At 33.3% G+C, this 13,485-nt stretch carries 6 protein-coding genes; 2 read left to right on the forward strand and 4 right to left on the reverse strand.

Annotated elements, in window-relative coordinates; genetic code table 11:
• Positions 1–25 precede the first annotated feature (25 nt).
• On the reverse strand, positions 26–4,201 hold the full coding sequence (locus CN692_RS22885) for a S8 family serine peptidase (RefSeq protein WP_179865623.1): 4,176 nt from the start codon (positions 4,199–4,201) through the stop codon (positions 26–28).
• Positions 4,202–4,880: 679 nt separating this feature from the next.
• A complete protein-coding gene (locus CN692_RS22890) occupies positions 4,881–6,119 on the reverse strand; it encodes a helix-turn-helix domain-containing protein (RefSeq protein ID WP_098121436.1) in 1,239 nt (412 codons plus the stop codon).
• Positions 6,120–6,723: 604 nt separating this feature from the next.
• Between CN692_RS22890 and CN692_RS26490 the strand changes: the two genes are divergently transcribed.
• Positions 6,724–7,590: a LysR family transcriptional regulator gene (locus tag CN692_RS26490; protein WP_257131758.1), complete on the forward strand. Its 867-nt coding sequence runs from the start codon at positions 6,724–6,726 to the stop codon at positions 7,588–7,590.
• Positions 7,591–7,855: 265 nt separating this feature from the next.
• On the opposite strand, the gene CN692_RS22900 is transcribed toward CN692_RS26490, so the two are convergent.
• On the reverse strand, positions 7,856–8,167 hold the full coding sequence (locus CN692_RS22900; RefSeq protein WP_098121438.1) for a LysR family transcriptional regulator: 312 nt from the start codon (positions 8,165–8,167) through the stop codon (positions 7,856–7,858).
• Between the two features lie 280 nt (positions 8,168–8,447).
• Between CN692_RS22900 and CN692_RS22905 the strand changes: the two genes are divergently transcribed.
• On the forward strand, positions 8,448–8,672 hold the full coding sequence (locus CN692_RS22905; protein ID WP_098121439.1) for a hypothetical protein: 225 nt from the start codon (positions 8,448–8,450) through the stop codon (positions 8,670–8,672).
• 399 nt (positions 8,673–9,071) lie between these two features.
• Here the strand turns inward: CN692_RS22905 and CN692_RS27080 are convergent, their stop codons facing one another.
• Positions 9,072–13,193, reverse strand: a complete 4,122-nt coding sequence (locus CN692_RS27080; RefSeq protein WP_142317567.1) for a S8 family serine peptidase — start codon at positions 13,191–13,193, stop codon at positions 9,072–9,074.
• Between the last annotated feature and the right edge of the window lie 292 nt (positions 13,194–13,485).

Consider the following 13,485-nt stretch of genomic DNA (forward strand, 5'->3'; position numbering starts at 1 on the left):
ATTTAAAGAATTATTTAGTTTTTTATTAATTAATTCCTAATGCATTCTTAACAGTTTCTAACGTTTGTGATTTATATTTCTTCTTAGGTGTTGGTGCATAATTAATTGTAGGATTTTGAATTAAGTAGTTTTCCTCTACATATGCCATATCTTTTTCGTCAACTACCCCATCATAGTTTATATCTGCAGCACGTTTATTTGTACCCCAATAAGTTTGTAAGTACATTGCATCCATCACGTCGATCACATCATCTTTATTTACATCACCTGCGTAAGCTGGGTTTAATGAAATAAAACGGTTTTGTGGCGTTACATTTCCGTTTTCATCATGGAATCCCATTGTAAAGTCTTTGTGTACTGTAAAATGTCCAGGAACATCTAATTTAAGCTCGAACGTGTCATCAGTTAGTGGTAAGTTTGGAATTTTAAACGTAGTTGAACTAGTTGAATTGATTACGCCATCATATACTTTACCGTCTGAACCTGTTGCTGTGACCTTATATCCTAATTTCGAATAATCTAGTCCTCCAAGTGGACCACCATCTGGAGCTAAAAATGCTTCTGCTTCATTACCACCACGAAGTTGTGAATATGTCGACTCCTGGAAGAAAATATTTGGATTTCCACTTATCACCGTATTTGTCGTGTTATTACTATCTGTTACTGTCGTATTTAATTTCGCAGAATAAACGACAGGAGCCGCAGTATACTCATTACTCATTTTAAACGCTACATCCGCAAGTTTTAAATCTCCTGAAAGTGGAAGAACCCCATCTTTTGCTGTGATTGTTACTGTCGCTTCATTTAAATAAGCAGGTCCATACACAACGTTATCCTCAACTTTAATATCTACTTTATCTGCTAAGCTCGGATTTAGTGTAATATTCATTGATGCATTATTTGTATAATGCTCGAACTTATAAACAACTTGTTTTACATCACTTGCTTTATTTAACATTAAAGTAGCATTCGCTGTTTCACCCATTTTTACTGTACGTTTTTCAGGTTGCATATAGCCATACATTACATCATCACGTGTAATAAAGATTTCTTTTCCTTCTTTATACGTTCTATTTGTTGCCACATCCATCGCATAAAAATTTAGTTCCATCGGTCTTGTTTCATTTGTTGGAATCGTCGCTGTAAATGACCCATCAGCGTTTACTGGGACTGATACTGCTCTTCCACCTAAATAATCTTGATAATACACTTTTGTACTTGCTTGACTAACGTTCATACCAAGGTTTTTCATTTCCTCGGTTTCTTTATCATAAACCGATCCAGTAATTGTTACACTAGTTTGTCCATTTTTATATTCAACCACTTCTGGACTGTTCACTTTTATTTTAGGATCCGCATTATCGAAATAAATTGGTGCTTCTTGAGCGAATGTTTTTCCCGCATCATTCGTACCAATTATTTTTAGTTTATAGTATCCTGGCTTCGCTAAATCAGGATCGTAAGCAAATGGTTTTTCCTCATCACCCGTAGATTTGTAATATAAGCCATTAAAAATTCGACTAACTGTATATACCGTATTTTCGTCCATAGCTAGACCATCAAATGAACCGACAAAGCCTAATTCTTTACCTGTTTTTCCGTCTTCAAGAACCACATCAAATGAACGCATATGTGATTTAATACTCATAGTCGCATTTGTATAGACTAACTGACCTCCAAATGCATAATCAAACACTTGTGTAAATGCTTGTGGCGTAAATGAAATTGGATTCATTCCTTCTTCCACTGTTTTAATTGCGAAAGGAACTTGGAATGTTTCATCTGGATTAGTATGATTTGTATATGTTACAAATCCTTCGTAAATACCTAATTTTGCTAATTTTGGCACTGTAATTGCGACAGTTGATTTCTTTTTCGAATTTGCCCCAACTTTGATTGACTTATCTGTCACAACCATTACGCCGTTATCGTCTGCATCTAATGAACCTCTACGGTCCTTTTGGTATGAAACAGTTACATCATATGTTTTTGCTTGATTGCTATTGTTATAGATGTTTAGTGAGCGTTGATCACTAATATTTTTTCCTGCTGGAGCTGCTACACCAAATGAAAGAGCACCTGTTAAATCTTTAACTGTTTTAAGGTTTCCTTTTTTATCCAATGCACCCTGTGTTTCATCAACTACTTCAATTCTAGTCTTAGAATGAATTGCTTCATATGGATCTACTTGTCCAGCACCCGTTTCGAATACACTATAGTCTCCATTTAATGGATCAGCTGTATTCATTAAGGTTTCTTTAATTTGAGCTGGCGTTAAGTTAGGATTTGCTTGTAATAATAATGCTGCTACACCAGCTACGTTTGGAGTAGCCATTGATGTGCCTGATAAATTATCGTATGCATACTCATATTTACCACTTTGATCTGCACCGTGCATGTAAGATGGAACAGTAGAGAATACCGCAACACCTGGAGCCGTTACTTCAGGTTTAATATCATATGTGATACGCGCTGGTCCACGTGAACTGAATGACGCTAATTTATTTCCTCCATCCGTTACTTGTCCTACTTCATCAAAAGAGAAGGTTGGATTGGCTGTATCAAGTTTTGCTACAAGATCAGCTCCTTGTTCATACGACATTGAGAATGCAGGAATGAAGCCATAACTTGAGCCTAAATACGTTGGAATAAACCCTTCACCAGGTACATTATCAATCATAATGATTCCCACTGCACCATGTTGTTTCGCGATTGTGATTTTATCAATAAGCGGGATATCTCCTCGGTTTACAATCGCAACCTTACCATTTACATCGATATTATTATATGCAGAATCTTCACCCACACTTGGGACTAAAACGACTGGTAAATTATTACCTTTTAAACTCTCTATATTGTCAGCAAAGCCTTTACCTAATAATTTTAAATCAGCCGCTACATCAGACGTTCCATGTAATGTCCCTTTTGCTGTGTCAATTACCGTCTTCGTATCGTTCGCACCAACTGTAATAGGTAATGCCGCTGCGCCAGGTGCACCTAAAGAATACATTCCGTCACCTGCATTACCAGCTGCTACAACAGCAGTTACACCAGAAAGGACTGCATTATTTAACGCAAGACTTTCAACCTCTTCTGGATCATTTGTGTTACTACCAAGTGATAAGTTGATCACATCCATTCCGTCAGATATAGACTTATCAATCCCTGCTAATACATTTTCAGTAGAACCAGATCCATATGCTCCTAGAACTTTATAGACATACAAATCAGCTTCTGGTGCAACACCTGTTACTGCATAATCGGTGTTATTTTCACCGCGACCAGCGATAATACCTGATACATGTGTTCCGTGTTCTGTATAGTATTCAGAACCTGAATTTGGATCAACTTCAGCATATCCTGATTTTTTCCAATCAGCATACGTTGTTTCCATTGGATCTGCATCGTTATTAACAAAGTCCCAACCTTTTACTGAATTAGGATCAATTGTTTTTGGATCTACTCCAGATTGTGCACGATACCCTTTATAAGCATCTGTTAAGTCTGGGTGGTTATAATCGATACCTGTATCAATTACACCTACTTTAATGCCTTTTCCAGTATAACCTTCTGCGTGCAATTTGCTTACGCCAGGGAATACTTCTGTTTCCATTTTCTTCGTTGTGCCTGCTGCACTTTCAGTTGCTTTTGGTGGCTCCACTTTTAAAACACTATTTGGCCAAACTGCTTTAACAACCTTTGAGTCTAATAATGACTTAACTTTGTTTGCTGGTAGGTCAATCGCAACACCATTTAATGTATTTTTATACGTTCGTTTAATTTTATACAGATTTTTATTTGCTTTTAATTCATCTTTATAAATTGTTTGTAAATCATTTTTAAATGTTGCCTGCGCTTTATCTGCTTTTTGTTTTGCATCATTAAGTGATAAACTGTTTCCTTTAGATGCTTCTTCTAAAACAGCTACCTTCGCAGGTTGGTCTCTTAATTCAACAATCACTGATAGATTTTTAGAGCTTCCTAAATCTACTGATGCTGGTAACTGTAATCCTTCTTGACTAGTAACCTCTAATTTCTTTAAAGCTTGACGTTGTTCTGCCGTAAGCTTTGAAAGCACTTCTTCAATTGATGATTGTGCCGCAGCCTTTACAATAGGCTGATGATGGTTTACTGGAATTGTATTGAATAAAACTCCAGTACTTAATGCCAAAACTGCTGTACTTTTAACAAAACGATTCATGCTGCTTTTCTCCCCCATCTATCTCTATTTTCTTTCTATTTCGATTATACGGAAAGTTTACAGTTTCGACATTTTGACAAAATCTATCAATCCCTATTTTTTTTTTGATAAATTATGACAAAATACGACATTTTCACATTGTTTTTATCTAATTTTAATCTGAATCTAATTCCCTTCCAATTCTTTATATATCAAGAAGTCGACAATTTAATTCAAATTGCCTTACATCATTAATCGTATAATTAGTTGTCGTTCAAAGATTGAACTTGTCGTTTTTACAAGAAAAATTTTCTTTATTATCAGAAATTTTTCCTATTAAATTGTTAGTTTCAATCATAATAGGAGTTGGTGTAATTTGAATATTGTAAAAAATTGTCATTTTTTTATAAATTGTAATTCAATATGATTCCGACCAACTTATTTATGATATCGGTGCGTTACCTGTATGTGGCTAAGTACAGCAAACTCTCTAGTATCTTTTCCGTATCCAACAGGGTCATTATCAATAGAAAAGACTCCGGTTTAATACCGGAGTCCATTGAAATCTATAAGGATAAATTCAAATTATTTATTAATTAACTCTATATGAGCTATTAATACTTTCTATAGATTATAATTTGTGCTCTTTTAAGATATGGGTGCAATAGTTGACTTCTTCATTAATGATTCATTAATTTATTCAACTTAGAATCTGAATATATTTTTCTTCTAATTCTTTACTAAAAAAATTTCGATAATGCCAGATTGTTAATAGACATTTTTGGAATCTCTCATGAATCTCAGAATTTTTCACCTTTAAAGCCACATTTAATATTTCATCTAATCCCTCGTTTATTTTATTTGTCTCACATTTCAACAAACCTAGTGCAAAACAATAATCTATATATAGATGTTGTTTATATAAATCAGAAGAGTTGCTCATTTCAGCGATTTGATCATCATACTTTTCAATAAAGTTTTCAGCATCTTCTAACCTACCTAATTTTACATAACTTTCTATAATCCTTGGAATTCCAACATAAAAATCATCACGGTTACGAAGCCAATTATAATATGAATCAACAACATGTAGATTGCCAAAATCAATGTGTGTGACAAATCGATTTCCAACGGCAATTTCTGCAAAATAATCATTTATTTTTTCATATTTCTCGATTAAATTTAAAACATCTTCCAATTTGCTACCTAGCCTTGTTAATGCAAATGCTTGATACAAAAGTGCATGGCCCACATGTTCCTTAGTTTTTGCTATTTTTTTTAATCGCTTAGCATAATGTAAAACCTCGTCCCATTGTTTTAACATATAATAAGTAGCTGTCATCCATAAAATGGTCAGTTCTTGAAATTTTGGTGGCATAAATGAAATATACTCAATTATACGTACTAACACTGAACTGCCTTCGCTCGTAAGACGAGTCATATAAAATTTTCGAAAATAACTGATTGCCACTTCTTCAGTTGCTGAATTGGGCATATGCTCAATAATTAGTTCGTATAAAGGTAATGCTTCTTTTTCTTTACCTTCTGAAAAAAGCTGTTCAGCAATAAAGAATAAATTTTGAAAATATTTAAAACGAATTGATTTTGATTTTTCTTCAATCATTACTGATAAAATAAAAGATAATTCGGATTTAAAACCATTTTTAGCACATTCATAAATAAAAGCACCACTTCTTCTTTTATCTAATAGATTTCTTTCATTAAAGCATAGGTTTATATAACCTTTATAAAATGATCCTTTAGACAGTTGGAAGGCCTCAGTTATGGCATCCAAATAATGTAAAGATAGTGCTTTTTTATTATTAAATATTCTACTCATATCGCTATAATGGATATCTGATTTTTTTGCTAACTCTTTAAGATTCCAGTTGTTTTTCTTCATCAGCTTGTTAAACTCATAAAGTAGAAAATCATTCAAGTTGCATCCCACCCAATATTAAGAATTTTTAATCTCTAAATGATAAAAGTAAAAATGCCATAAGCCATTTTTCTTTACGGCTTATAGCATCTAAATAATTGTTTATCGGAATTAAATATGTTGAATTACAAAGATGCTGACTAACCCTACACAGTAAAAATCTCAATTTATCTCTATTTTTTTTATTGGAACCGAGGCAACGACTATCTTTCTTTGCCTATGCTTGACGAATAGCCATTTTGAATTAGAACAAATTCTTCAACTAGATAAAAAACATAACAACTTTAACTTTTTAATTTTTATTCTAAAATTTTAGAAAAATAAAAAAATAACCCTTATATTATACTCTATATTTTAATTACTTAGATTTATCATGTAAAACGAATTTTAGTTTACAATCTATTAAGTATTTCTTAACACTAGACTCTCTAGTAATTATTCTTAAATAACAATTAACAAATTTTTACACATAGTTTTTGGTCAATAATTCCAACATCGAAATATTGTTTAACAATTTTATTTAATAAAATTATACAGTATAATCAATTCATACTTCGATACCGCTTAAAGGAGGTACAAAATGAATATTTAACATTTAAAATATATTGTTGAAGTATCGAAAGAGGAATCCATTACAAAGGCAGCTAAAAACTTAAATATATCTGCTTCAGCTGTAAGTCAATCTCTGAAGAAATTGGAAAAGAAAATAAATTTGAAGTTATTTATCCGTTTAAAAATGAAAACAGTACCTACTGAAGCTGGAAAAGAAGTTATTAAACAGGCAAAAAAAGTTTTAAATGAAATTGAAATTATGGAGGATAAGATCGCAATTCAGAACGACACTTATCAGTCCCAATTAAAAATTGCAACTGTTCCAGGTTTGGTTTATTTGATTAATGAATCAATTATTAATTTCAAAAAAGATTTCCCAAATATTGATGTTCAAGTTTATGAATATGCTCCGGACCAGATCCTAGATTATATTCCATTTGATCAACCTGATATTGCGTTCCTTTTTTCAAACGAAAGGAAACTAAAAGAAGATAAAGATATACAATATGAACTTTTAACTATGACCAACTATTGCGTACTCGTTGGTAAACAATCTCCATTATATAATTTAGATGAAATTACACCTGAAGATTTACTCCACGAAAAGTTTGTTCTATATAACAATCATTCATTTGTAGAACACAGTCGTCAAGTAGTTAAAAATATGAATATTCATTTCATTTCAAATAATACAGAAAGTATTAGAGAAGCAGTGAAAAATGGTTTAGGAGTTACTTTTGTCCGTAATATTACAATTAAAAATCATCCAGATACTTTGTCTGGTACCATAAAGTCGATTCCTTTAAAGTTCTCACCTTATATTAGCGACGAACTCTGGACAGTCAACCTTAAAAGCAAACCACTAACCAGTAATTCTAAAAATTTTATTCGTTATATTCAAGATTGTATAGAATATTAAAATTCAAACTTATGTTTTTTCAAAAAAACTTTAAAGACCAAATCTTTTAGCGATTTGGTCTTTAAAAATTATATTCCAATTTTATTTTCCTTCTGAAACAATTGCACAACTTATCCATTTTTCAAATCTATTTCAACATCTTAAGTGAATATTTTTATATAAAAATATTTATAAAAATACAGGTCGTCTATAGTAGAGAAGACCTCATCACAAAGTTGAAATTAAAGTAGTAATACTTGTACTTATGTCTCATTTTTAGGTTATGTTATAATATCCCCACTTCATACATCATATTACTTTTCACAAAAGAACTGTTTGATAAGAATTTAACTACTTCTTCAAACTCCTGATAATTTATCAGGATATCATTTACTAATGGAAAAATTTCTAACGCTTCAAATGAAGGGACTACTTTAGAGTCGTCATGACACTCAACTAGTTTAATACCTAATTCATTCTCTAAACTAAATAACGACTTCTTAATGATCGCTTCACTAACAAGAAATTTTTGCGCTGCAATCTTATAGGAACCACTTTTTGTAAATTCACTAAGATAGCTTAATTGTTTAATATTCATATAGTCCCTCCTAAATTGACTTTGTAAGATCAGCCATCAGAAAAAAAGAAATCTTATTTAAGGGTGAGAAACCTCCTAAAAAATCTACTCTCATCCTCTTCTTTTGAATACATTCATTATATTAACTGTTGATGTGATTTTAATTTTGAAAAAATTTATCAATTTTAAATTTTTTTCGATTTATTGTAATACTTGGCAACAATATGGTTCTTATCTTGTATATTACACAGGAACCAATTTACTCCCGATTTAATATAGTTAATTTAAAGGAGTGATAATAATGCCTTGGAATCAAAAAATAAGATATTTAATAGGTCAACCTGTTGGCGTTTCTTTAACAAATGGTCAAGGTACATCGGGAGTATTGTGTGGAGTATCTGATTCAAAAGTCCTAATTATAGAATATATGTATCAAGCACAGTTTGCTCTAAAACAATATGATTTCTATATGATTCAAGATATTAATGGATTTCCACCTTGTCAGAGCCAACATCCACTTTATTAATGAATTTGATCGTTTTTGTAGGGATTTATTTTTCCTTTCATCCTTAAATCAAAATGTGAACATCAAATAGACCAATAAAGACCTGCAAACTGTATGTAGGTCTTTTAATTTTTTTTGTAATATAGTAAAAACGACACTTTGCTGCCGTTTCCCACTAGTACATGAACTTTGAACTTGATATCACTAAAAACACTCTGAACGAGTATATAATCCCCCATTAAGATGTTCGGGCTATTTTGGTCTAATATTTCTTCATAAAAAAATCTCCTCCATAATAATCAGTTCATTAAACTTTCCACTGTCTACTATAGGGAGATAAAATACAATTCATAATCCTCTTCTTAGAAGTTTATTTTAAATCATTACAGATGGGGTGTCTTCTATATGAAAGAACGTTTTTTATTGTATTCCAAGTTCACTCTTAATCGATTCTAACGTACTTCCTTTATACTTTTTGACTGGCTTTGGTGCTACTGTAACAAAAGGATTTTGCATTAAATAGTTTTTCTCTATAAATGCTAAGTCTTTTGCATCAACAATTCCATCAAAATTAATATCAGCACTTCGCTTGTTTGTTCCCCAATATGTTTGTATATAGATCGCATCCATCACATCAATGACATTATCCTTATTGATATCACCTGGTTTAGCACCTACTGTTGGATAAGAAGGTTCCGCTTCCCCAATATTAACTCCCCTCTCAGTACGTCCAATTTCCAATGGTGTATATGTCGTAAAATGTCCAGGAATATCCATAATCACTGTATATTTTTGTACTGATGCTGGAAGTCCTTTAAATGTTACATTTCCATTTTTTTCAATTACGCCATCATAGAAGACACCATTAGTCCCTTTTAGATTCATAGTTGCTCCAGCTTTCGTATAATCAATACTGTAGTTGGGTGTGCCTGCTGCAGTATATAAGCCTACACCATTTAGCTTAGCTGTTGCTGTAGAGTACATAGGATACATTGGCACTGTTCCCATAATAATCTGCAGTCTATTCGTACTTTCGCTATTTACTTGAACAGTAGAAAAATTAAGGATTTGAGCAAATGGATTAAGGAATTCATTTGCATTTGTATCAACTTCTAAATCAAATAATGCAACATCTCCTTCAATTCCTGCTCCTGGTACATTGATATTCACTATTGTCCCTTTACTAGTTGTACCCGTAATAGTTGTTGTCAGTTCTGTTCCTTCTGGTAAACTTTGTGCTTTTTTAAATTCAACACTATCAAAATATTTCGCTACATAGTCTAATCTGAAATTAAGCTTATTGGCTTTTCGTAAATTATGCGCGTAGAACGTATAAGTAATTTTTTCACCATATTCCATTGCAACTTTATTTGGTTTTGCATAAATATAAGATGCGCCTTTCTTCGTATAATAAACCATTTTAGGTAATGTCCCATTTCCTGCAAAATCAGCACCTACATATTGCACTGGATTAATCATTCCACTTACTCTAACTTCTGTACTAAATTTCCCATTCTCGTCTACACTCAAGGAATATGCATTTGATGAACCCGGGCCATAAAACACTTTATTATTCGCTTGAGTAAGAGGCATGCCTGCTTCTTGCGTTTTACCGATCTCAGGGTCCAATAACGTTCCGGAAAGCGTAACTTTATCTTGCCCTTCCGCTAATTCTACTATTTGAGTATCACCTTTAGGCATCGCATTTGTATCATCGAACTTTATTGTTGGTTCACTGTTATCAATACTTACTTTCGATGTTTTCACAAATTGTTTACCGTCTTTGTTTGTTCCAATCATTTTTATGTCGTAAATTCCATCTGGTGCTTTTTCAGAAACATACCCTATTGGATTTTTATCATCACCTGTGAATGGGAAATATCTGCCGTAAAATGCACTGTCCATCGTGTAATCTGTGTCAACCGCTGCACCTGAACCGCTAACCGAAGTAATAAGTCCGAGATCCTTATTCGTTTTCGGATCGACTAATACCCAGTCTAACGTTTGCATCGACGTGTTTAATCTAAAATCTAAATCGGTATCTTTTCGGCTGAATAAATTAATGACTCGGTTTGTTGAAATGCTCTTTGTGTATACATCAAAGTAAGCTAAACCTTCATCAGTAGCCTTTACTCCAAATGGAATACGATAGCTTTCTTCCGGATTGTTTTTCTCTTTAATATTAATATAGCCCTCATAAATACCTTTTTCTGCCGTCTTTGGAATTTCTAATGTCGCCGAAAGTTGTTTTGAACTGTTTTTCTTAACAGTAATTGTATTTGGCACTTTTACCGTAACGCCATTTTTATCCGCATCTAATGATCCTTTTGCACTAACATTGTATTCAACGGATAACTCATACTTTTTATCTTTAACACTACTATTCTCAAATGATAGTTTCGTAGTCTTCGAGTAATCCTTATCTGACGAAACTGGAACGAAGCCGTAACTTAGACCTCCGGTTTGTTCTGAAATGATTTTTTCTTCTCCACTTTCAATGTAAGGGGTCTTATCTAGAACGCTTATCATCGCATCGGAATGAATCGCTTGCATTGGATCGATTCTGCCTGCTCCAACTTCAAATACACTATATGAATTTTTTAGCGGATCGGCTGTATTCATCAGTACAGTCTTTACATCTCCAGGCGTATAATCTGGGTGAGCTTGCAGTAATAGCGCTGCAACTCCTGCAACATGTGGAGATGCCATAGATGTGCCGGACATACGTAAATATGCAGAGGAATAGTCGGATGTATCCTCTTTATTTGCAATATATGAAGGTACCGTTGATAATACATCTACGCCTGGTGCCGTTACCTCTGGTTTAATATCATATAAAGTTCCAGATGGTCCTCTTGAGCTAAAGCTTGCCAATTCATCTCCAGCTAGTTCTTTTTCACTTTTTGCACCAAAAGTAACGTTTGGTACACCACTTGAAAACAGATCATTTACAGCTAGGCCATCTTTATTTGTCATCGAAAACGTTGGGATATTATCATTGCTTTCACCTAAGAAAATTGGAATTTGACCTTCATCTGGATTCGAATTATAGATGATTACGCCGGCTGCCCCATGATCTCTTGCATATTCCATTTTCTCAATTAATGCATATGTACCTCGCTGAATAAACGCGATTTTACCATTCACATCTTTTCCTGTGTAATCGTTTGGACCACCTAAACCTACATTTACAATTTCAAATGATTTACCAGTCATACTGCTGAAGTCATCTGTCCATTTCTTCGTCATTAACTGCATCGTCACACCAGTATTATTACTACCAGAGGCGATTTGACTCTCGAAGCTCGTAACCTCACTAGGAACAGAACTCGCTCCTACTGTTAGCGCTAGTGCCGCAGCACCTGGAGAACCTAACGTATTCAGGGCGTCTCCCGAATTACCAGCTGCAACAACTGCAGTCACTCCACTTAATACGGCATTATCAATTGCAATGCTTGTTGCATATAACGGATCATTGATAGAAGCACCTAATGATAAATTAATTACATCCATACCATCTTGAACAGCTTTATCAATCCCTGCAAGGATCGCAGCCGTTGTTCCGCTTCCGTATGGCCCTAATACACGATAAACATATAAATCAGATTCCGGAGCCACTCCTATTACTTTATAATCTGAATTGTTTTCTGCCCGACCTGCAATCGTTCCAGACACATGTGTTCCATGATCTGTATAATAGGAACTTCCATTCGAATACTCTGCTTTTTTAGACTTTTCCCAGTCATCATAAGTAGTTTCCATCGGATTATTGTCATTATCTACAAAGTCATATCCACCTTTATACGCATGCTTTAAATCTGGGTGATTATAGTCGACACCTGTATCAATAACACCAACCTTTACCCCTTTACCTGTGTACCCTTCGTCATGAAGTTTATCCAGATTTAAAAATGGAATACTATCAACCTTTGTTTGGTTGTTTACTTCCCCTGTTTGTGTTTGAGCTGGTGGTTCGACCTGCACTGTGTAATCACTATAAATAGCTTTTACTACTTTAGAATCTAACAATGATTTTACTTGATTTGCTGGCAATGTTAATGCGACACCATTCAAGGAATTTTTATAAATATGTTTCACCCGATAGACATCTTTACCTGATTTGGTCTTTTTTAGTCTTGTTTGCAAATCTTTTTTAAATTGTACTTGAGATTTTTCTACATTCTCATTTGCTTGTGTAAGAGAAATTTTTTCTCCTTTAATTGCTTTAGCAATTTGTGCTGTTTTCGCTGGAAGTTCATTTAATTCTACGATCACAGTCACATCTTTCTCACTCGACAAATCAACATCAGGTGATAGTTGTAATCCCGTTTTTAATTTATGATTATCCAACTTTTGCAATGCTTCACGCTGCTCTTTTGTTAAATTCGCTAAAATACTTTCAGCCTTTGTATTAGTTTGTGCATGTGCAACAGAAGTGTAATTTAAGTTAGCGACAAGTCCTAGCAAAAGACCCGTACTCAACACAACAGCCGCAGCTCGTTTCGCTTTAGCAATTGGCTGTGTCTTTTTAGACTTTTTCAATCTTATCAATCCCTTCCTATTAATTTTTTAGAATTTTCTTGAATTCTAATTTTATTATAATGACAATTGATAAAATTCTTATTTTGACAAATTCATTCAATCTATTAAATATAAATCGATAAATTCTTACAATAAATTACAACGTTTCCAGTTAAGTATGTATTTTTCGGAGATGAATACTATAGTAGTAAAACTAAATGGGTAGAAATTTTTATATATTTTTTTATGTACTTTTTAAATATTTGATAGTTCAAGTGAATTTAATTTTCATAGTAGACTCCCATGCCGCGTT

Source organism: Bacillus sp. AFS002410 (assembly GCF_002556365.1).
Lineage (GTDB): Bacteria > Bacillota > Bacilli > Bacillales > Bacillaceae_G > Gottfriedia.

Bases quoted from the DNA above. Each gene is read 5' to 3' on its own strand.
- CN692_RS22905 (WP_098121439.1), top strand. From the start codon at position 8,448: ATGCCTTGGAATCAAAAAATAAGATATTTAATAGGTCAACCTGTTGGC.
- CN692_RS22900 (WP_098121438.1), bottom strand. From the start codon at position 8,167: ATGAATATTAAACAATTAAGCTATCTTAGTGAATTTACAAAAAGTGGT.
- CN692_RS22885 (WP_179865623.1), bottom strand. From the start codon at position 4,201: ATGAATCGTTTTGTTAAAAGTACAGCAGTTTTGGCATTAAGTACTGGA.